Source organism: Allobosea sp. 05T422_2 (assembly GCF_056396265.1).
Window position 1 is genome coordinate 1 of record NZ_JBFTLD010000115.1, and the last position, 19,667, is coordinate 19,667.

Annotated in this window: 19 protein-coding genes and 1 pseudogene; 1 reads left to right on the forward strand and 19 read right to left on the reverse strand. The window is 64.7% G+C overall.

Annotation, left to right across the window (positions count from 1 at the left end; genetic code table 11):
* The 13 genes from AC1DJT_RS19710 to ehuR all read right to left on the reverse strand — a co-directional run.
* Positions 1-363, reverse strand: a 363-nt coding sequence (locus AC1DJT_RS19710) for an RES family NAD+ phosphorylase (protein ID WP_476834702.1), incomplete at its 3' end; no start/stop codon positions are given.
* A gap of 1 nt (position 364) precedes the next feature.
* Complete coding sequence (gene parS, locus AC1DJT_RS19715) at positions 365-793, reverse strand: type II RES/Xre toxin-antitoxin system antitoxin (RefSeq protein WP_441480474.1); 429 nt, start codon at positions 791-793, stop codon at positions 365-367.
* A 639-nt stretch (positions 794-1,432) separates the two neighbouring features.
* On the reverse strand, positions 1,433-2,815 hold the full coding sequence (locus tag AC1DJT_RS19720) for an aminotransferase (protein WP_476834703.1): 1,383 nt from the start codon (positions 2,813-2,815) through the stop codon (positions 1,433-1,435).
* A gap of 35 nt (positions 2,816-2,850) precedes the next feature.
* Positions 2,851-4,359 carry an NAD-dependent succinate-semialdehyde dehydrogenase gene (locus tag AC1DJT_RS19725; protein ID WP_476834708.1) on the reverse strand — a complete coding sequence of 503 codons (1,509 nt, stop codon included), beginning with the start codon at positions 4,357-4,359 and terminating at the stop codon, positions 2,851-2,853.
* A 135-nt stretch (positions 4,360-4,494) separates the two neighbouring features.
* Positions 4,495-5,274 (reverse strand): ectoine/hydroxyectoine ABC transporter ATP-binding protein EhuA, encoded by a 780-nt coding sequence (gene ehuA / locus AC1DJT_RS19730; RefSeq protein WP_476834704.1) that lies wholly within the window; start codon positions 5,272-5,274, stop codon positions 4,495-4,497.
* A complete protein-coding gene (gene ehuD / locus AC1DJT_RS19735) occupies positions 5,271-5,963 on the reverse strand; it encodes an ectoine/hydroxyectoine ABC transporter permease subunit EhuD (RefSeq protein ID WP_441492588.1) in 693 nt (230 codons plus the stop codon). Before ehuD ends, ehuA begins: the two co-directional genes overlap by 4 nt.
* 10 nt (positions 5,964-5,973) lie before the next feature.
* Entirely contained in the window at positions 5,974-6,639 is a 666-nt protein-coding gene (gene ehuC / locus AC1DJT_RS19740) for an ectoine/hydroxyectoine ABC transporter permease subunit EhuC (protein ID WP_441480478.1), read from the reverse strand.
* Positions 6,640-6,718: 79 nt separating this feature from the next.
* A complete protein-coding gene (gene ehuB / locus AC1DJT_RS19745) occupies positions 6,719-7,570 on the reverse strand; it encodes an ectoine/hydroxyectoine ABC transporter substrate-binding protein EhuB (protein WP_441480479.1) in 852 nt (283 codons plus the stop codon).
* Positions 7,571-7,675: 105 nt separating this feature from the next.
* Positions 7,676-8,689 (reverse strand): N(2)-acetyl-L-2,4-diaminobutanoate deacetylase DoeB, encoded by a 1,014-nt coding sequence (gene doeB, locus AC1DJT_RS19750; protein WP_441492589.1) that lies wholly within the window; start codon positions 8,687-8,689, stop codon positions 7,676-7,678.
* Positions 8,690-8,693: 4 nt separating this feature from the next.
* Positions 8,694-9,872, reverse strand: a complete 1,179-nt coding sequence (gene doeA / locus AC1DJT_RS19755) for an ectoine hydrolase DoeA (protein ID WP_476834705.1) — start codon at positions 9,870-9,872, stop codon at positions 8,694-8,696.
* Complete coding sequence (gene eutC / locus AC1DJT_RS19760; protein ID WP_441492591.1) at positions 9,869-10,882, reverse strand: ectoine utilization protein EutC; 1,014 nt, start codon at positions 10,880-10,882, stop codon at positions 9,869-9,871. The genes doeA and eutC overlap by 4 nt, the downstream gene beginning before the upstream one ends.
* Positions 10,879-11,907, reverse strand: coding sequence for a hydroxyectoine utilization dehydratase EutB (gene eutB / locus AC1DJT_RS19765; protein ID WP_441508093.1), 1,029 nt, complete (start codon positions 11,905-11,907; stop codon positions 10,879-10,881). Before eutB ends, eutC begins: the two co-directional genes overlap by 4 nt.
* A 134-nt stretch (positions 11,908-12,041) precedes the next feature.
* A complete protein-coding gene (gene ehuR, locus AC1DJT_RS19770; RefSeq protein ID WP_476834706.1) occupies positions 12,042-13,496 on the reverse strand; it encodes a MocR-like ectoine utilization transcription factor EhuR in 1,455 nt (484 codons plus the stop codon).
* A gap of 60 nt (positions 13,497-13,556) precedes the next feature.
* Between ehuR and AC1DJT_RS19775 the strand changes: the two genes are divergently transcribed.
* The gene (locus AC1DJT_RS19775; RefSeq protein WP_441492593.1) at positions 13,557-14,018 is read left to right on the forward strand and encodes an Lrp/AsnC family transcriptional regulator; all 462 of its coding nucleotides are present in this window, start codon (positions 13,557-13,559) and stop codon (positions 14,016-14,018) included.
* A 491-nt stretch (positions 14,019-14,509) separates the two neighbouring features.
* Here the strand turns inward: AC1DJT_RS19775 and AC1DJT_RS19780 are convergent, their stop codons facing one another.
* The 6 genes and pseudogenes from AC1DJT_RS19780 to AC1DJT_RS19805 all read right to left on the reverse strand — a co-directional run.
* Positions 14,510-15,577: an ABC transporter ATP-binding protein gene (locus tag AC1DJT_RS19780; protein WP_441492594.1), complete on the reverse strand. Its 1,068-nt coding sequence runs from the start codon at positions 15,575-15,577 to the stop codon at positions 14,510-14,512.
* 17 nt (positions 15,578-15,594) lie between these two features.
* Positions 15,595-16,380 carry an ABC transporter permease gene (locus AC1DJT_RS19785; protein WP_441492595.1) on the reverse strand — a complete coding sequence of 262 codons (786 nt, stop codon included), beginning with the start codon at positions 16,378-16,380 and terminating at the stop codon, positions 15,595-15,597.
* Between the two features lies 1 nt (position 16,381).
* Entirely contained in the window at positions 16,382-17,257 is an 876-nt protein-coding gene (locus AC1DJT_RS19790) for an ABC transporter permease (protein WP_441492596.1), read from the reverse strand.
* Positions 17,254-18,315, reverse strand: a complete 1,062-nt coding sequence (locus AC1DJT_RS19795; protein ID WP_476834707.1) for an ABC transporter substrate-binding protein — start codon at positions 18,313-18,315, stop codon at positions 17,254-17,256. The genes AC1DJT_RS19790 and AC1DJT_RS19795 overlap by 4 nt, the downstream gene beginning before the upstream one ends.
* Before the next feature lie 12 nt (positions 18,316-18,327).
* The gene (locus tag AC1DJT_RS19800; RefSeq protein WP_441492598.1) at positions 18,328-19,293 is read right to left on the reverse strand and encodes a dipeptidase; all 966 of its coding nucleotides are present in this window, start codon (positions 19,291-19,293) and stop codon (positions 18,328-18,330) included.
* A 12-nt stretch (positions 19,294-19,305) separates the two neighbouring features.
* Positions 19,306-19,667: pseudogene (locus AC1DJT_RS19805) on the reverse strand (hypothetical protein); the annotation flags it as partial.

The window sequence follows — 19,667 nt, forward strand, 5'->3', positions numbered from 1 at the left end:
TCCGGGGTGCGCCGGGTTGATCAGCAAGTTGAAGCTGTTTGGCACCACAAAGGATGGAACCTTAAGGATCGGGGTTTCCATTGAGGCGAGCCAGCGGTCACCGACAGTTGCCGGTGCTTCAATTGGGTCCAAAATCTCTTTGATTACAGCTGAGCCTGACTCGATTTCCATGAGGACGTAATCGTCTGGGATCAGGTCAGGCTCGAGGTCGAGATGTACTCTTACCTCAAGAACCGCGAGCGCCGGATTTTCGGCCGTATACAGCAGGGGGCGTCCGGGAGTGTTCCACCGTCCGCCGTAGATCCGCGCCCCCTCGCCGTTCAAATCGGCAAACGGTAAACGGCAAACACGCCAGACTTTCATATCAGGCGGCGATGCCGTGGCCGATGCGGCCGAGCAGCGCCTCGACCTGGTCTGCTCCCTCCGAGGTGTCGAGGAGGTCGATGGGCTTTTCGCCGCTGAGTGCGGTTGTTGGCCGGCGCAGCCACTTGGCTGCCTTCTGCTGAGATCCGAACGTTTCCTCAGCTTCGGCAAGGACGCGCGCAGCCCGGATCAGGCGGTCAGATTGTTCGGATGTCAGGGTGCCAATCTTGCGCCGGTGGCTGAGCGTTTTGCGAGGAATGACAACCAGGTCAATTTCGGCGAGGGACATGCGGCCGCTGCTGATGACGTACTCCACAGTCTGGACCGGGAAGCCTCGCCGAACTGCGCTAATGAGATCGCGGCTGCTATTGATGGGGGCGCCGATTAGGTCGCGCCCACCAACGACTTCGAGTGCGGTAACTGTGGTCATGGCCGATCTCCCTGGCGATATGCCTTAGATATAGGGGCATATCGCCATAGCTACAAGTGGCACGGTCGCCAAGCCGCCGGATCAGGGTCGCKCCCTCGGCGTTCTCGTCGATGCCCAGCATCGCCTTCCCCTCGCGGCCCGGTTCGGCTCGGGCGACCCAAGACGATGAGGCCACCCAGGCAGAGCACGGGCCCGGTACAAGCCAGCTTTCTCAGGAACGCGCCGCCGCCCGCGCGCCGTGGTCTCGCCCTCCCGATCCTCGAAGGTGCGGCGAAAATCCAGCTCCTGCGCGTCCGTCGCCAGCGCGTCGACAACCGGCTCGCGCCAGCAACATCCGTTCGCCACCTGTGGTCAGCTCCATGCATGTCACGCTGGAGATCCTGCGCGCAAACGCGCTTCATGGCCGGGGAGGGGGCCGCCCGTTGATCCTCGAACGCCGGGAACAGGCGCTGATCGGTCGACGGGCGGAGCGGACAAGGCACTGCTGACCAGCGCCAGCGGGTCAGCCCGTTTGCACACAACCTTGGTCGCAACCGACCGCCGTTTCACGGGCAATCAATGTCCGCTCCCGGGCGAGGGCCCAACGTCCCTAACTGGCGCAACAGCGCCAACGCGACTAGGTTCATGGGATCATTGGCGCTAAAGCACTGCCGCCACGGCGCGCCGGGTCGCGTCGACGATCTGGTCGACCTCCTGCCTTGTGAGGCATAGCGGTGGTGCGAAGCCCAGGATATCGCCTTGCGGCATGGCGCGGGCGATGACGCCCTGTTCCAGCAGGGCGGCGGCAATGCGCGGGCCGACCTTTTCAGAGGTAGCGAAGAAGACGCGGTCATCCCTGTCGCGGACGAACTCGACCGCCGCCAACAGGCCCTCGCCGCGGACCTCGCCGACATGGCGATGGCCGCCAACGGCATCCTGCAGCGTCGCATTGAAATAGGCGCCGACTTCGCCGGCATTGCGCACGAGATCGAGTTCGTCGACCAGTTCGAGATTGGCGACGCCCGCAGCAGCGCAAAGCGGGTGCGAGGAATAGGTCCAGCCATGGCCGATCGGGCCGTATTCATCCGAGCCCTGCTCCAGCACCCGCCAGAGCTTCTCCGAGACGATGACGCCCGAGAGCGGCGCATAGGCCGAGGTCAGCCSTTTGGCGATGGTGATGAGGTCGGGCTCGATGCCGTAATGGTCCGAGCCGAACATGCTGCCCAGTCGCCCGAAGCCGGTGACGACCTCGTCCGCGATCAGTAGGACATCGTGCTTCTTCAGCACCGCCTGGATCTTCGCCCAGTAGCCGGCGGGCGGCGGCACGATGCCACCCGTGCCGAGCACCGGCTCGCCGATGAAGGCGGCAATCGTCTCCGGTCCCTCGGCCTGGATCAGCTCCTCGAGCTTGTCGGCGCAATGCTGCGAGAACTGCTCCTCGCTGAGGCTGCGGTCCTCGCGGCGGTAGTAATACGGCGCTTCGGTGTGGAGGATCGGGGCCCTGGGCAGGTCGAAGAGAGTGTGGAAGGCGGCAAGGCCGGTGAGGCTGCCGGTCATCACGCCCGAGCCGTGATAGCCGCGCCAGCGCGATATGATCTTCTTCTTCTCCGGCCGCTTCAGGACGTTGTTGTAGTACCAAACCAGCTTGAGGTTGGTCTCGTTGGCGTCCGAGCCAGACAGCCCGAAGAAGACGCGGCTCATGCCCCTGGGCGCGCGCTCCACCACCATCTTGGCCAGCTTGATCGAGGGCTCGGAGCCGTGGCCGACATACGCGTGGTAATAGGGCAGCTTCGCCGCCTGCTCGGCGATCGCATCGGTGATCGACTTTCGGCCATAACCGACATTGACACAGTAGAGGCCGGCGAATGCGTCGAGGCTCGTTTTGCCCTCGCGGTCGACGATATAGACGCCCTCGCCACCGGCGATGATGCGGTTCGGGGTCTCACCACGGGCATGCTGGCCCATATGGGTCGAGGGATGGAAGACGTGGTCGCGGTCCCAGGCGTCCAGTTCGTTGCTGGTGCGGGCGTGATGGTCGAGCATCGCAGGAGTCCTTCGTGGAAGCGGCAAACGGCGGCTCAGTTCAGATCGAGGCAGACATATTTGAGGTCGGTGAAGGCCTCGAGGCCGTGGCGCGAGCCCTCGCGACCAAGACCGGATTGCTTCATCCCGCCGAAGGGGATCGGCGCGCCGGTGATCTTGACCCGGTTGACCGCCACCATGCCGTATTCGAGCGCCCTGGCCATGCGTGCGGCCCGCGCGCCGTCACGCGTCACGAGATAGGCGACGAGGCCGTATTCGGTGTCGTTGGCACGGGCGATGACCTCGTCCTCGCTGCCGAACGAGGCGATGGCCGCCACTGGGGCAAAGGTCTCCTCGCGCATGATCAGCGCCTCGTCGGGCACGTCGGCGAGGGCGGTCGGCGCCAAGAAGAGCGGGCCCGGCATGGCGCGCTCCGGCGTCAGCCGCCGCGCACCGCGCGCCAAAGCGTCGGCGATCTGGGCTTCGGCTTTGCGTTTGGCAGCCGCGTGCATCAACGGGCCGATCTCGACCTCGCGCTCCAGGCCGGACCCGACCCGCAGCGCCGAGACCTTGTCGGCGAAGGCAGCGCAGAAGCGCTCATAGAGACCACGCTGCACATAGATCCGGTTGGCGGCGAGGCAGTCCTGGCCGGACGTCGCGAACTTGGCATCGATGGCGATCGCAACAGCCCGGTCGAGATCGGCATCGTCGAAGACGATCAGCGGCGCATGGCCGCCGAGCTCCATGACCACGCGCTTGACGGTTGCCGCAGCGTTGCGGGCGACGATCCGGCCGATCTCGGTCGAGCCGGTGAAGCTGACGGCACGCACGCGAGCATCGGCGCAATAGGTTTCTGCGATCGGCGCGGCGTCGCCGGTAACGATGTTGAAGACGCCAGCCGGCAGCCCGGCGCGGTCGGCGACCTCCGCCAGTGCCAGTGCCGACAGTGGCGTGTGCGACGAGGGATGAGCGACGACGGTGCAGCCGGCGGCGAGGGCTGCCGCGGCCTTGCGCGTCAGCATGGCGGACGGGAAGTTCCACGGGGTGAGCAAGGCTGCAACACCAACCGGCTCGCGCGACAGCGACATCTGCGCACCCGGCAAATGGCTGGTCACGCTCTCGACATTCACGCGCAGCGCTTCCTCCGCGTAATAGGTGATGAAGTCGGCGGCGTAGGCGATCTCGCCGCGCGCTTCCGCCAGCGGCTTGCCCTGTTCAAGCGTCATCAGAAGCGCGAGATCCTCGGCTGCCGCAAACATCTCGGCATGCCAGCGCCGCAGCAGTGCTGCGCGCGCCTGCGGCAGCAGCGCTTTCCAGGTCGGGAAGGCAGCATGCGCCGCCTCGATAGCCTGCGTCGCTTCAGCCGCTCCGAGCGCTGCGACCTGCGCGACGTGGGCGCCCGTCGCGGGGTCGCTCACCGGGAAGGTCTTGCCGTCGCGAGCAGCGGTCCAGCGCCCGTCGATATAGGCGAGCTGCCGTAGCAGGCGGCGATCGGCGAGGCGCGACAGTCCGGGATGCTCGGCAGGCTTGGCGATTGCAGTTTCCCGCCTTGCCGTGCTCGTCATTGCGTTCATGACCATCCTCCCTCAGTTGACGACGAGGTTAGGTGAAGGACTGGCGAGACTGTCTTCGAAGTCTCGGTTTCGCGCCGAGAAAGTCTCGGAAGTTCAGGCCGGCGCCGATAGAGTGTCGGCGCCGGCTCAGCCCAGCACCGAGGCCAAGAATTCGCGTGTGCGAGGCTGCTCGGGCGCGCTGAAGATGCGCTCCGGCTCCCCCTGTTCGCAGATGCGCCCCTTGTCGAAGAAGCAGACCCTATCGGAGACCTCGCGCGCGAAGCGCATTTCGTGGGTGACCAGCAGCATGGTGAGGTCGTGTTCGCTGGCGAGGCCGCGGATGACGGAGAGAACCTCGCCGACGAGTTGCGGGTCGAGTGCCGAGGTCGGCTCGTCGAAGAGCAGCACACGGGGACGCATGGCCAGCGCGCGGGCAATGGCGACGCGCTGCTGCTGGCCGCCGGAGAGCTGTGCGGGATAATGGTCCTTCTTGTCGGCGAGCCCGACCATGGCGAGCAGGTCGACGGCCCGGCATTCGGCCTCGCCGCGCGGCAGGCCGAGCACGCGCACTGGCGCTTCGAMGACGTTGCGAAGAACGGTCATATGCGGGAACAGGTTGAAGCTCTGGAAGACCATACCGACATGACTGCGGATCTGGCGCAGATGCCCGTCCGACGCCTTGAATGGTCCGCCGGCTTTCGGCTCGTGATAGGGCATGCCTGCAAGCGTCAGCCGGCCCTCCTGGAACGGCTCCAGCGTCATCAGGATGCGCAGCACCGTCGATTTGCCCGAGCCCGACGGGCCGATCAGCGTGACCTTCTCCCCACGGGCGACGCTGAAGTTGAAGTCGTCGAGCACGGTCAAGGCTCCGAAGCGCTTGGTGACGCCGGCGAACTCGATGATGGGCGCCTGAGAGGTCTCGGTCATCGCAGCGGGATCCCTGCTTTCGGCAGCGCCTTGTGCAGCCGGTGCAGGCCGGCCGAGCAGATCAGCGTGAGGAGGAGGAAGATCAGGCCGACCAGGGTCAGCGGCACCAGATATTCGAAGGTGCGCTCGCCGATCATGTTGGCGAGCCCCATCATCTCAAGCACGGTGACGACGGAGAGCACCGGCGTCTCCTTGATCATCGCGACGAGATAGTTGCCCATCGCCGGCAAGATGCGCGGCACGATCTGCGGCACGACGATGTCGCGATAGGTCTGCATCCGGGAGAGGTTCAACGCGGTCGCCGCCTCCCATTGCCCGCGCGGCACGGCCTCGATACCGCCGCGGTAGACCTCGGAGGTATAGGCCGAATACTGCAGCCCGAGCGCGATCGCCCCGGTCAGGAAGGCCGGCAGCGTGACGCCATAGTCCGGGAGCACGTAGTAGAGGAAGAAGAGTTGCACCAAGAGCGGCGTGTCGCGCAGGAACTCGACGACGATGGCCGTCGTCCAGGACACGGCCGCAAAACGGCTGCGGCGCAGCAGCGCGAAGACAAGGCCGAGCACCAGCGCGATCGCAAAGCCTGCAGCAGCCGCCTGCAGCGTCACCGTCAGCCCGATCAGGATAATCGGCAGGATCGAGGACGCGTAGGTCAGTGGCGTCGTCGTATCCCATTCGAAGCCGTACATCATGCCATCAGCCTCACGAATGGGCCGCGCGCGGGAAGGCGGCGCCGCGCCGGACCAGCCGTTCGATCAGCCGCATGATCAACATCAGCACCAGCGACATCGCGAAGTAGCCGACGAGCGTCAGGCTGTAGACGCCGGCGCTATCGAGGGTGAGGTTGCGGATCGATTGCGCCCGGAAGGTCAGGTCAGCGATCGAGATCAGCGACACCAGCGAGGATAGTTTCAGGGTCTCGATGGCGAGATTGCCGAAGGCCGGCATCATCTCGACCAGCCCCTGCGGCAAGGTGATGTGAAGAAGCGTCTGGGTGCGGCCGAAATTCAGCGCCCGCGCCGCTTCGTGCTGCTGGACGGAGACCGATTGAAGCGCGCCGCGGACGATCTCGGAGCCATAGGCGCCGACGTGTAGCGAGAGCACGAGGATACCGGTGGCGACCGGCTCAAAGCTTATCCCTAAGAGCGGCAGGGCGTAGTAGAACCAGAACAGCTGGACGAACAGCGAGGTGCCGCGGAAGAGCTCGGTGTAGCAAAGGGCAATCGTCGCCAGCACGCGCCCGCCCTCGACGCGGGCGATGCCGGCCGCAAAGGCGGCGACAGCGCCGATCGCGATCGCCGACAAGGTGATCCCGGCAGTGACGAGGGCACCGCGCGACAATGCGGGCAGATAGGACAGCCACTCCATCCAGTAGGCTCCGCGAAAGCGTTTAAGAGGTGTGGAGCTCCACCCGCCATCGGGGCGGGCGGAACGATGTCAGCTAGCCTTACTTGCCGGCGCAGAGGTCCTCGACCTTGCGCTCCGCCGCTGCCTTGATGCTGGCTTCCGACAGCCCGTAAGTGCCGAGGATCTTCTTGTAATCGTCAGTCTTGCGGAACTCGACCAAGGCGGCGTTGAAGGCGTCGCGCAGCTCCTTGTCTTCGGACCGGAATGCGAAGCCGCCGAAATTGCGGACCGGCTTGCCGTTGACCACAGGGTCGCTGAAGGGCGCGACCTGCTCGACATTGGCCTGGCCCTTGGCGAGCGAGGCGACGGTGAGTTCGGTCGCGGCATAGGCGTCGGCGCGGCTCTGTACGGTGGCGAGCGCGTCGGCATTGGCGGTGATGAAGATCACCTGGCTGTCCTTGACGCCGACGGCGCGCAGGAAGTCGATATTGTTCGCCCCGGACACGACCGCGACCTTCAGCGACGGATCCTTGGCGATATCGGCATAGGTCGTCAGTTTCTTCGGGTTGCCCTTCTTCACCAGCAAACCCTCGCCATAGGAGGAGTTCGGCTCGGTGAAGGAGACCTGCTTGCACCGCTCMGGCGAGATGTTCTGCTCGGCGGCGACGAAATCGAAGCGCTTGGCCTTGAGGCCGGGGATCAGAGTGCCGAACGGCGTGACGGACCAGTTGGCCTCCGCGACACCGAGCTTCTTCAGCACGGCATTGGCGACGTCGGGGCCGATACCGGCCGAGGTACCGTCATCCTTCATGTAGGAATAGGGCAGCTCGTTGGCGGTCGCGACGCGGATATAGCCCTGGTCCTTGACGTCCTTGAGGCTGGTGGCGCCAGCCGCGGACAGGGCGATGGCGAGAGCCATGGCGGAGATTCCGGCAATCTTCAGAAACGGCATCTGCATTCTCCTCTGGTTGATGTTTCTCCGCATGCCGATTGCTTCGGCTTCTCTGGCGTCTTCGCGCCGGCGGCTTGGCTTGGGCCGGTCGCCCGGCCGAACGGGTCAGGGTGCCTCCCGCAGCGCGGCGAGGACGCAAAGGCAGTCGCCCGCCTTGATCAGCCCGGGGATGTGACGGGCGGCGAGGATGCCATCCATGGCAGCCTGGTACTCGGCCGGGGCGAGCCCGGTTTTTCCAACGGGATGAACCCGGGCGATCACTTCGCCGGCCCGCACGGCTTCGCCGAGATCGTGCTGGAAGACGATCAGCCCGTCATCCTGCGCGAAGGTGAAGCAGTCGTCGGAGGGCATGTCGAGCCAGCGGGTCGGCGCAGTCTCGGGCGCTCCTGCGAGGATGCCGGCATGCCTGAGCAGGTTCCCGGCACCGCGCCGAGCGATGCCGATGCTGCGGGCAGTTGCCGTCCCGGCGCCGCCGAGCTCGGTCGTAACGAAGACCTTGCCCATCTCCTCGACCGTGGTGTCAAGCATGCCGACGGCGTCGATCTCCAGCATCTTCATCGAGTACGGCGCGGAGAAGGCGGCAACCGCCGCAAAGCAGCGCGCCTCCTGCGCCTTGTCCGGCAGCTCATGAGCCGCCGCATAGGGCAGGAAGTCGAGCGTCTTTCCGCCCGAATGGAAGTCGAGCACGATATCGGCGAGCGGCACGAGATGGCGCGTGACATAGTCGGCGATCTTCTCGGTGACACTGCCGTCCGGGCGGCCCGGAAAACTGCGGTTGAGATTGCCCTTGTCGATCGGCGAGGTCCGCGTCCCCGCGCGGAAGGCGGGGTAGTTCAGCGCCGGCAGGATGATGACCCGGCCCGAAATTGTCGCCGGGTCGAGCGTGCACGCCAGCTCGAACAGTGCCGCCGGGCCCTCATATTCGTCGCCATGGTTCGCGCCGGTCAAAAGCGCGGTCGGCCCCTCCCCGCTCGCAACGACGCAGATCGGGATCATCACCGAGCCCCAGGCGCTGTCATCGCGGCTATACGGCAGACGCAGATGGCCGTGCTGAACGCCCTTCGCCGATAGGTCGATCGTAGGCGTCACTGGCGAGGGACGGGGCGAGGCGATCGACATGCCCTTACCCCTTGACGAAGAGCTGGCGTGGCACGTTCGACAGGCACTCGACGCCGGTCTGCGTGATCGCGATGCTCTCCGTGATCTCGAGCCCCATGTCCTCGAGCCAGAGGCCGGTCATGAAGTGGAAGGTCATGCCGGGCTTGAGCTCGGTCCGGTCGCCGGGCCTGAGGCTCATGGTSCKYTCGCCCCARTCSGGYGGATAGGACAGACCGATCGGGTAGCCGGTGCGGTTGTCCTTGATGATGCCGTACCGCTTCAGCACCGCGAAGAATGCGTTGGCGATGTCCTCGCAGGTGTTGCCGGGTTTCGCTATGGCGAGGCCGGCTTCCATGCCTTCGAGCGTCGCTTTCTCGGCGTCGAGGAAAGCCTGTGTCGGCTTGCCCAGGAAGACGGTGCGCGACAGTGGGCAGTGGTAACGCTTATGGGCGCCGGCGATCTCGAAGAAAGTGCCTTCGCCTGATCGCATCGGCTTGTCGTCCCAAGTCAGGTGCGGAGCTGAGGCGTCGGCGCCCGAAGGCAGCAGCGGCACGATCGCCGGATAGTCGCCGCCGAACTCGGCCGTGCCGCGGATGCCGGCATCGTAGATCTCGGCGACGAGGTCGCATTTGCGCATGCCGGGCTCGACGACCTCGACGATGCGCTGGTGCATCAGCTCGACGATGCGGCCGGCCTTGCGCATGTAGTCGAGCTCAGTATTGCTCTTGACCGCGCGCTGCCAGTTCACCAGCCCGCCGGCATCCTTGAAACGGGCATTCGGCAGGTGCGTCCGCAGCGAGGCGAACGCCGCCGCCGAGAAGTAGTAATTGTCCATCTCGACCGCGATAGGAAGCCTGTCCCAGCCGCGCTCGGCAATGATCTGCGCGAGCAGATCCATCGGGTGGCGCTCGGTCGATTGAACGTAGTGGTCGGGATAGCCGATGATGTTGTCGTGGGCGAGATAGGCGGTGCGCTTCGCGCCATTCGCGTCCTGCTTGCGGCCATACCAGATTGGCTCGCCCGTCGGCGGCACGAGCACGCATTGGTGGACGTAGAACGACCAGCCGTCATAGCCGGTGAGCCAATGCATGTTGGACGGGTCGGTGACAATCATCAGCTCGACGCCAGCCCGCTCCATGGCGGCGCGGGCCTTGGCGAGGCGCTCGGCATATTCCTCGCGGGTGAAATTCAGGGTCACGGTCACGCGGCGTCTCCCGCTTCGGCTCTGGTGTCGATGGTCTGCCCGGCGCCGACATCGCGGGCGCGGGCGGCGGCAAGATTGGCGATCGCGGTGTCCTGCACGCCCGTGCCGGTTAGGTCCGCGAAGGTGATCTCGTCGGTACGCGACCGGCCGGGACGCTTGCCGGCTATGACCTCGCCGAGCTCGGCGAAGCTCTGGTCGCTCGTAGCCAGACCGGCGCGGATCGCAGATGCGAGCTCGCCGAGGCGCCGAGTCTGGCTGAGGCGATCGGCAACATAGGTCGCGCGGGCGAAGATGACCGGATCGATCTCGTTCTTGTGCTCGCTGTCGGAGCCCATCGCGGTGATATGCTGGCCGGGCTCGAGCCAGTCCGCCAGCAGGATCGGCTGTGGCGCCGGCGTCGTGGTGACGATGACATCGGCACCGCGCGCGACGGCCTGAGGATCAGCCACGGCGGTGACGGAAAAGCCGAGCTTCCGGGAGAGGTCCGTCGCGGCCTCACCGGCTTTGCACGGATCACGTGCCCAGATCCGCGCCTCGCGGATCGGCCGCACCAGCGCCAGCGCTTCGAGCTGGAACCGCGCCTGCATTCCGGCACCGAAGATCGCGGCGACCGCAGCATCGGGCCGAGCAAGATGACGCGCCGCGACGGCTCCGGCGGCGGCCGTCCTCACATCGGTGAGATAGCCATTGTCCAGAAGCAGCGCCTCGACGAGGCCGGTGCGGGCGCTGAACAGGATCATCAGCCCATTGAGGCTGGGCAGGCCGAGCTTGGGATTGTCGAAGAAACCGGGGCTGACCTTTATCGCGAAACCGTCGAGGCCCGGCACATAGGCCGTCTTCACGTCAACCTCGCCGCGATAGTCGGGAATGTCGAGCCGCAGGATCGGCGGCATGGCGACGGGCTCGGTGGCGAGCGCTGCGAAGGCTTCCTCGACACAAGCGACCGCGCTCGCATCGAGCCTGACGACGCGGCGCAATTCCGCCTCGGTGAGGACGAGCATACGGCTCATGCGGTGGCTCCCGAGACGATGCGCCGGTGCGCGGCTTCATCGATGTTGCGGCCGGAGACGATGAGCGCCGCCGGGCCTGGCGGGCTGACCTTGCCGGCGAGCAGGGCGGCGATGCCGACCGCCCCGGCCCCCTCGACAACCTCGCCCTCCTCGCGTGCGGCGTGACGGATGCCGGCTGCGATCTCCGCTTCGCTCAGCAGCACGACCTCGTCGATGAGATCGCGGCACAGGGCGAAGGTGACCCGATTGGCGAGGCCGATGCCGCCGCCGAGTGAATCCGCCAGCGTTTCCTCCTCGGCCATCTCGACCGGCCGGCCCGCCACGATCGCCGCGGCCATGGCGGCGCCGCGCTCCATCGAGATGCCGACGATCCTGACGGAAGGCCGCAGCGCCTTGACTGCCACCGCGACGCCGGCCGCGAGCCCGCCGCCCGAGAGCGGGACCAGTGCGCAGGCGAGCGAGGGCAGATCCTCGATCAGTTCGAGCCCGATCGTGCCCTGGCCGGCAACGACGTCAGGATCGTCGAAGGGCGGGATCGGGGTGAACCCGTGCTCGGCGACCAGACGCTCGACTTCGACCTGCGCATCGTCCTGAGAATGGCCGATAATGCGGATCTCGGCGCCGAGCGAGCGGATCGCCTCGACCTTGTTCGTCGGCACCAGCGTCGACATGCAGATCGTGGCGGCAACGCCGAGCTCCCGGGCAGCGTAGGCAACCGCGCGGCCATGATTGCCGGTGGACGCGGTCACGAGCCCGCGCCGGCGCTGATCTTCGTCCAAAGCCAGCACCGCGTTCATCGCGCCGCGAAGCTTGAAGGCGCCGATCGGCTGGCGGGTTTCGAGCTTTAGATGGACGGGCTGGCCGCACAGTCGGCTCAGGAAGGCCGAGGCGACGAGCGGCGTGCGCGCCACCCGGCCGGCGATACGCGCCGCTGCGGCTTCGATGTCGGGCAAGGCCAGGGAGGCCGGCGGAGCGGCCGGCCGATCTGCTTCGGCAGTGGCAAGATGCGGTTTGATCACCTTCATTTCCCTCTCGCTTGTCATGCTGCGAGGGAGAAAATTTCATGTCAATTATTATATTGTAATGATTCAATCATAACGGGAGCAGCCCGCACGCGGCAATGACGCGAAGAAGACCGTGCCGTTTGCGGCCGCAGCTCTCAGCCGATCGCGCCGATATCGAAGACCGGCGGAAGCTGCTCGAAAGTCTGGCGTACACTCGTCAGCGTCCGGGTCAGCAGCTCATGGCTCATCCGCCCACCAAGGCAGATGCGGATGCCGCCGCCATGGCCGACGCCGGCCACGAAGGGATCGGACGGCGTCACCGCCACGCGCCGGTCGGCGAGCGAGCGCACCAGGCTGTCTTCGGTCCAATGCGTGGGCACCTTGAGCCAGGCGCAGAGCGAGAGCGGATGGCTCGAGGCGACGTGGCTCCCGAGTGTCTCCGTCACGATGTGCTGGCGCGCCTTGGCCTCCTCGCGCTGGACGGCGAGCAGCCTTTCCGCCGTACCGTCCTCGACCCAGCGCGTCGCGATCTCGGCTGGCAGATAGGTGCCGCTCCAGCTCGTCACGCGCAGGATCGAGGCAGCGCGGATCGAGTATTGCGGCGGCACGACCAGATAGCCGACGCGCAGGCCGGTCAGCACCGTCTTGGTGAAGCTGGTGAGGAAAAAACCGAGATCCGGCAGCRTCGCTGTGATCGACGGGAGCGGCTCGGGTATGAGCGGCTTGTAGACCTCGTCCTCGACGACGAAGACGCCGTGGCGCTGCGCGATCTCGGCAATGGCGCGGCGGCGCTCGGGGCCAGCGACATGGCTCGTCGGATTGTTCAGCGTCGGGATGAGGACCAGCGCACGCACACCGCCAGCACGGCACGCTGCCTCGACCGCATCGGGGCGAACGCCTTCCTCATCGGTCGGCAGGCCCCTGAGGCTGAAACCGAGAACATTGGCGAGGCCGATGACTCCATGATCGGTCAGGTTCTCGGTCAGCACGAGGTCGCCGGCGCGGACCACGCAGGCGAGAGCCAGGAAGAGCGCGTGCGCGGCACCGTTCGTGATCAGGATGCGCTCGGCTGATGTCTCCACGCCGAGCGGCCCGAGCCAAAGCCGCGCCGCTTCGCGATGGCGGTCGAGGCCCGCGATCGGCCGGCACGGCCGCATGAAGGCGCTGGTGTCGCCCTCGGCCAACGCGGCCAGCACCTGGCGCGAGGCCGCCTCATGCGCATCGAGATATACCCCGCGCACGATCGAGAGGTCGACGATCTGCGTCGGGCTGCGGTCGAGCATCAGCCGCCCTGCCTGCTCGGTGACACGGCTCTTCACGAAGGTCCCGCGCCCGACCTCGCCGCTGAGATAGCCGAGTCGCTCGGCCTCCTTGTAGCTGAGGCTGACGGTCTGGACGGAGATGCCGAGCTCGCGGGCGAGGTCGCGATGGGTTGGCATCCGGTCCATCGGCTTCAGAACGCCGGCGCTTATGTCGCCGATGATGCGCTCGGTCAGCGCGGCATGCTTGGTCGCGCCCCTCTGCTTCGTCAGGACCGGGTGCCATTCGACGGCCTTCTCCACAACCGGAGAAAGCCTGTTGCCGGAAGGCCGCGCGGCTTGACGGAACATGGGATTGTCTCGTTCTTAGGAGTCAGAATTCATGACATTATGCACGTGCGGTCACCGAAGATGAAGCTCGATCCCATCGATCTCAAGATCGTCGCAGCCCTGCAGCGTGACGGCCGCATGACCAAGCTCAAACTCGCCGAAACGGTCGCGCTGTCGCCGGCGGCCTGCTGGGAGCGGTTGCGCCGGATGGAAGAGGCCGGCGTGATCAAGGGCTATACCGCCATCGTCGATCTCGGGGTGGCGGCGCCGCGCACCACGGTGATCGTCGAGATCAGCCTGAAGAGCCATCAGCAGGCGGATTTCCGTCGCTTCGAGGAGGCGGTGGCGAGGGAACCGGCGATCGTCGCTTGCGATGCCACCGGCGGAGGCATCGACTACATCATGCGCGTGGTCGTGCCAGACATTGACAGCTATCAGCGCCTGATCGACAGGCTGCTCGACCCCGCGATCGGGATCGAGCGATACTACACCTTTGTCGTGACCAAGAGCATCCCGCTCGTCGAAGCGCATTCACGTGCATAGCAGCACGGCCAAGGATCCAACGAATATCCGCTTCCGTCAGAAGCGACAAATAGTCACTTCTCTTTCCCTTTGGCTTCAGTTCGCAAATCAAATGGCGCATAAATATTCCGGGCGATCTCTCAATGACCGGAATTAGCGCGATCCGGACCAATGCATTGGTACAGGCGAAGTTCAGCCTGGAGCCGGAGATTGATCCCTGCGGTATTTTACCCGACACACGCGTAGCTAAATCAACGAAGCTGCGATCGATCCTCGAGCGCTCCCCTCGATCTTGGCTTTGTTGGCAGATCAAATGCCAGACGACGAAGGACTCATATCCCGGTTCTCCATCAGCAAAAACCCTCTGGCAGCAGGCAGTGCCGAGGTGTCCGCGCCAACTTGCTCGCGCACGACAGGCATGAGCACAGCTGCATCCTCTCTCATCCCTAAAATACGCAGATCATCCGATCCTGAGCCGAGCTACACGGTGCTACATAGCAATCGTTGCGGCGTCAGTGCTCGATCACATGGATGCGGGTGGGGGCCCATTCTATGTCGCATTCATCGCCCCGACGCAGGTCCGGCATTTCCATGCTGGGGACCCGGATCCGCAGTTCCTGGCCGGCCTTGCGCCCGAGGACAAGGACGCTATCGCCATAGTTCACTATCTCCGCGATGGTGATTGAATTTCGCAACGGCGATAGTTCCGCACGTTCGGAGCTGAGCCGGATTGTTTCAGGGCGGACGAGTATGCTGACGTCTTTGCCAGGCGGAACGTGCTCGGCGCTGGTCGCGATCGGGCCGATGCCGGCAACATCGACGAGGCCACTTTCGCGTGTCTTACCCGAGAGTAGATTGCTATCCCCGACGAAGGAGGCGACGAAGCGCGTCTTCGGCGTGAAGTAAACCTCGCTCGGCGTCCCGATCTGCTCAATGCGACCCCGGTTGAACACAGCGATGCGGTCCGACATGGCCATTGCCTCGGTCTGATCGTGGGTCACGTAGACCATCGTGACGCCAAGCTCGCGGTGGATGCGCTTCAACTCCATCTGCATTTGTTCCCGCAAAGTCTTGTCAAGCGCTCCCAGGGGCTCGTCGAGCAGAACGAGGTCAGGCTGGAAGACGAGGGCGCGCGCTAATGCAACGCGCTGCTGCTGGCCGCCGGAAAGCTCGGCCGGGGCCCGGCCAGCATATTCGGCGAGGCCGACCATCGCGAGCGCGGCCGTAACCTTGGCTTGCGCCGGCACCTTGGCGACGCCACGCATGCGCAAGGGAAAGCCGACATTCTGCGCCGCGTTCATATGAGGAAACAGAGCGTAATTCTGGAATACCATCCCGATATTGCGGTCGTAGGGCTCGACTGCATCGATCTGGCGCCCGGCGATGCTGATCTCGCCTCGCGTCGGACGCGCAAATCCCGCGATCATCATCAGCGTTGTCGTCTTGCCGGAACCGGAGGGGCCAAGGAAGGAGATGAACTCACCAGGTGCGACATCGAGGTCGATGGCCTCGACCGCATTTTGCCCTGGCAGATAGCTCTTGGTCACCGATTTCAGCGACAGCGAACGGGCGGTTTCCATCGGAAGGCTCCAGCGTCTCAGGAGTGCGCAGGCCGTTGCTTACGCACGAGCCGGGCGGCGAACTGCGCACCGAGCGCGGCCAGAACGGCAGCCAGCAGCAGCGAGGATGCGGCGGAAATGGCGGGGTCGGCTTCCATCTGGAAGCTGTTGAACATCTGGCGAGGCAAGGTCGCGCTGTCGCGACCGGAGATGAAGATCGCGATCACTGCCTCGTCGAAGGAATGGATGAAGGCAAACAGCGCAGCCACGAAGAAGGCCGGGCGCAAGATCGGAAACGTCACCAACCKGAAGGTCGTCAGCGGCCGGGCGCCCAGATTCGCCGCGGCGTTCTCAAGCCGGCGATCGAAATTGACCAGCGCCGAGGTCAAGGTCAACACCACGACCGGGATCGACAGACAGGCATGGGCGAGGATCACGCCGGTCATGCTCTGGACCAGCCCGAGCGAACCGAAATAGCTATAATAGCCCAGTGCCATTACGATATGCGGCACAATCAACGGCATCATCACGATGAGCCGGAACAGCGCCCGGAGGCGAAACCGATAGCGCACTAGCGCGAAGGAAGCGGGAGCGCCGAGCAGCATCGCCAAGACCATGGTGCCGAGCCCGATCAGGAAGCTATTCAAGACCGGACCGGTCCAGTTGGGATCGGAAAAGAAGTGCCGATAGTAGCCGAGCCAGTAGCCAGGCGGCGGAAACTCAAGTGATGGCGCGGTGCTGAAGGACATAGGCACGACGATGAACATCGGCCCGGCTAGCAGGATCGCGACGGCCACCGCGATGATCACCGTGGAGCGCGACATCTCACCTCCACATCTTTTCGATGCCGAACAGGCGATCATAGACCACGAAGAGCGCCACCGCCGCGGCGAGCAGGACCATCGAGGTTGCTGAAGCCGCGCCGAATTCGAGAAGCTGCTCGATTTGCTGGCCGATGCGGCCGGCGATCATCTTGTCCTGCGGGCTGCCAATCAGCGTCGGCGTTACATAGAAGCCGAGGCAGGTAATGAAGACGAGCGTCGCACCATTGAGGACGCCGGGCAGGCTTTGCGGCAGATAAACCGTCAGGAATGCCTTGAGCGGCCGGGCGCCGAGGCTGGCTGCCGCACGCATATACACCTCGTCGATGCGCTTCATGACGGCATACAGCGCCAGGACCATGAACGGTACCAACATATGAGCCATGGCGAAGGTCGCAGCAAAAGTGGTGAAGAGCAGACGCGGCGGCGGGGTGACGCCAAGCGCGACCAGGAGTCCGACAACAGGCCCGCGCGCACCCAGGATCACCATCCAGGCATAGGTTCGCACAAGAAAACTCGTCCAGAAGCTCAGCGCCACGATGCCAAGTAGGAAGGAGCCGACTGCGCCACCCTTTCGGGCCGCGACGTAAGCCACGGGATAAGCGAAGACGAGGCTGGTGATCGTGACGATCAGTGCCGTTTGGAAGGTGCGCATCAGGACGTTGAGATCGTATTTCGAGGCGAAGAACTCAGCGTAGTTGTCGAAGCCGACCGTCGGTTCGCTCACGCTCATCCAGACGACGAGGCCCAGCGGTGCGAGGAAGAACACTGCCAGGAACAGGGTCGCCGGCGCATAGAGCAGGAAGGGCGGCCGGAACAGGGCTTTGCCCCATCCAGCCGCGCTCCAGGCGCGGCCTTGCGCAGGGGGGGATAGGGTCAAGTCGAGAGCCATTGTTCGAAGCGCTTGGCCATTGTGTCGAGCTGAGGCAGTAGCTTCTCGGCATCGAGGATGACGGATTTCGGCAGGTTCTCGGGGGAGGTCGGCATATGGCTGATGACCTCGGGCGACAGGTATTTGAACGAAGCGGGGTTCATCGGGCCGTAATTGTTCTTCTGCGCGAACTGCGCGAGCCGCTCTGGCCCCACGGCAAACTCGATGAAACGCCAAGCGTTCTTCGCCCTCGGAGAGCCGCGCGCTACCACCCAGGTCGCGACATCGATCACGGCCTGGTCGAAGACGAGTTCGATTGGCTGCTTCTGGTCGACCATCGTCTGCGCGCTGGTGTTCCACATCCCGATCAATTCGACCTCGCCATCGCGCAGCAATTGTTGGGATTGCGGGCTCTGGCTCCACCAGACGCGGACATCCTTCTTGATCCTGTCGAGCGACTTGAAGGCGCGGTCGAGATCATAGGGAAACAGTTTCGCAGGCTCGACGCCATCAGCCATTAATGCGAAGGCAAGCACGCGTGCGGGATAGTTCTGCAGGCTGCGCGAACCCGGAAATTTGGTCGTGTCCCAGAAATCCGCCCAGTTCCTCGGGCCGCCATTGGATATTTTATCGCGGCGGTAGGCGATGATGTTGGCGAAGGCATGGGAGTTGATGCCGYTCAGTGTCACCGCGCCGGGCCAGAGCGACGACGCCGGAATTTTGCTCTCGTCATAGGTGTCGATCAGCTTGGCGTGATTGGCGCGGCCGAGTTCAGCGACGCCGAGCGTCGTCACGTCGAATTCATAGATACCAGTCCGCGTTTGCGCCGCCAGCTTGGCGAAGGAGACCGGCGCGATCGTGCGGATCTCGATTCCGGTCTCCGCCGTGAACGGGTTGAAGAGTATCGCGCGCGCTGCTTCTTCCCAGGGACCGCCCCAGGTGTTGATATAGAGGGTGTCGGCGGCGCGGGCTTTCCGGATGAAGGGCATCGCGACGATGCCGCTCCCAAGCATCGATAGCAGGGCGCGGCGCGTGGTCCGCGGTGGAGTCAGTACGGTCCTAGCCATGGTGCTATCCTCTCAACCGATCGTTGCGCGATAGAGGCGAAGCCAGTTGCCGGAGGTGATCTTCTCGACTTCGGCTGCGTGGAAACCGACCCGCGCCAGCGCCGGTCCGACATCGGACAGGCCGCTGATCCTTTTGAGCCAGGCCGGCTTCTCACTGGGGCCGGGCTTGGCCGCCGAGGCGGCGCCGTACTGCACAGAGCGGGTCCAGCGGCCCGAGCGCATCCAGTCGAGGTAGACCTGATTGGAATGGTGGCTAAAGTCGGTGCCGAGGCCGACATGGTCGATACCGGCAATCTCGACGGTCTGCGCCACCATCTGGGCCCAGGCATCGACGCTGTCGCAGGCCGGCTCCGGCGTTATGTTGCGATAGGCTGCGCAGCCGATGACGCCGCCCTTTTCAGCGAGTGCCTTGATGATTGCATCCGTCTTGTTGCGCTTGTGCGGGAAGACGGAGGCCGGGTTGGCATGGGTGATCGAGACCGGCTTCTGCGACCATTCGATCGTATCGAGCGTGGTCCGGTCGCCGACATGTGAGAGATCAATCAGCATGCCGCACTGGTTCATCTCCCGGACAACCTCACGGCCAAAGCGTGCAAGGCCAGGATCGACCCTCTCGTAGCAGCTAGAGCCGAGCTCGTTCTGGTTGTTGTAGGTCAGCTGCAAGACCTTGACGCCGAGATCGGCGAAGAGCTCGACATAACGGATCCGGCCATCGAGCAGATTGGTGTTCTGGTAACCCAGCAACATCGCGACCTTGCCATCGCGCTCGGCCGCGAGAATGTCGTCCGTCTTCCGCACGATCGTCATCAGATCAGCATTGGCGCGCTCGAGATCGCGCCATTTCGCGACAGAATCAAAGGACTCGATCGCGCCCTCCCAAAAGCCGAGCGTCGGTGTGACGCAACTGAACCCGCCGGCCTTGAGATCTTCGAATACGCCGCGGTCAAAGAAACCACATTGCAAACCGTCTATCAGCATCGGGGCGCGCCTTTACGAAGCGGAGGAAACAGGATTGGGCTGAAGCCGGGACGGATCGGCGGTCAGCATCGATAGATCGGTCTCGTCCTCGTCATTGCGACCAACGACGCGTCCGTCTGCCTCTACCCGCACGGTGCCAGCATGTCGGCGGCTCTCGAAGGAATCGGGCATCAGGGCATCATGCGATGCCTTGTAGAGCGGCCACCAACTCGACGCCGCAGCGGAGAGGCCGTCATGGCGAACCATGTCGATGGYACGGCGCTTCGCCGCGGGGCGGTCCATCAACGAYACTTGGGCACCGTTGCCCTTCGGCTCGACGATAGCCGCGAGGCCGAAACGCTCAGCAAGCCCCGATACGACGCGCAATTCGGGGG

Bases quoted from the DNA above. Each gene is read 5' to 3' on its own strand.
- parS (WP_441480474.1), bottom strand. From the start codon at position 793: ATGACCACAGTTACCGCACTCGAAGTCGTTGGTGGGCGCGACCTAATC.
- AC1DJT_RS19725 (WP_476834708.1), bottom strand. From the start codon at position 4,359: ATGACGAGCACGGCAAGGCGGGAAACTGCAATCGCCAAGCCTGCCGAG.
- ehuD (WP_441492588.1), bottom strand. From the start codon at position 5,963: ATGATGTACGGCTTCGAATGGGATACGACGACGCCACTGACCTACGCG.
- ehuC (WP_441480478.1), bottom strand. From the start codon at position 6,639: ATGGAGTGGCTGTCCTATCTGCCCGCATTGTCGCGCGGTGCCCTCGTC.
- doeB (WP_441492589.1), bottom strand. From the start codon at position 8,689: ATGTCGATCGCCTCGCCCCGTCCCTCGCCAGTGACGCCTACGATCGAC.
- eutC (WP_441492591.1), bottom strand. From the start codon at position 10,882: ATGAGCCGTATGCTCGTCCTCACCGAGGCGGAATTGCGCCGCGTCGTC.
- eutB (WP_441508093.1), bottom strand. From the start codon at position 11,907: ATGAAGGTGATCAAACCGCATCTTGCCACTGCCGAAGCAGATCGGCCG.
- AC1DJT_RS19775 (WP_441492593.1), top strand. From the start codon at position 13,557: ATGAAGCTCGATCCCATCGATCTCAAGATCGTCGCAGCCCTGCAGCGT.
- AC1DJT_RS19780 (WP_441492594.1), bottom strand. From the start codon at position 15,577: ATGGAAACCGCCCGTTCGCTGTCGCTGAAATCGGTGACCAAGAGCTAT.
- AC1DJT_RS19800 (WP_441492598.1), bottom strand. From the start codon at position 19,293: ATGCTGATAGACGGTTTGCAATGTGGTTTCTTTGACCGCGGCGTATTC.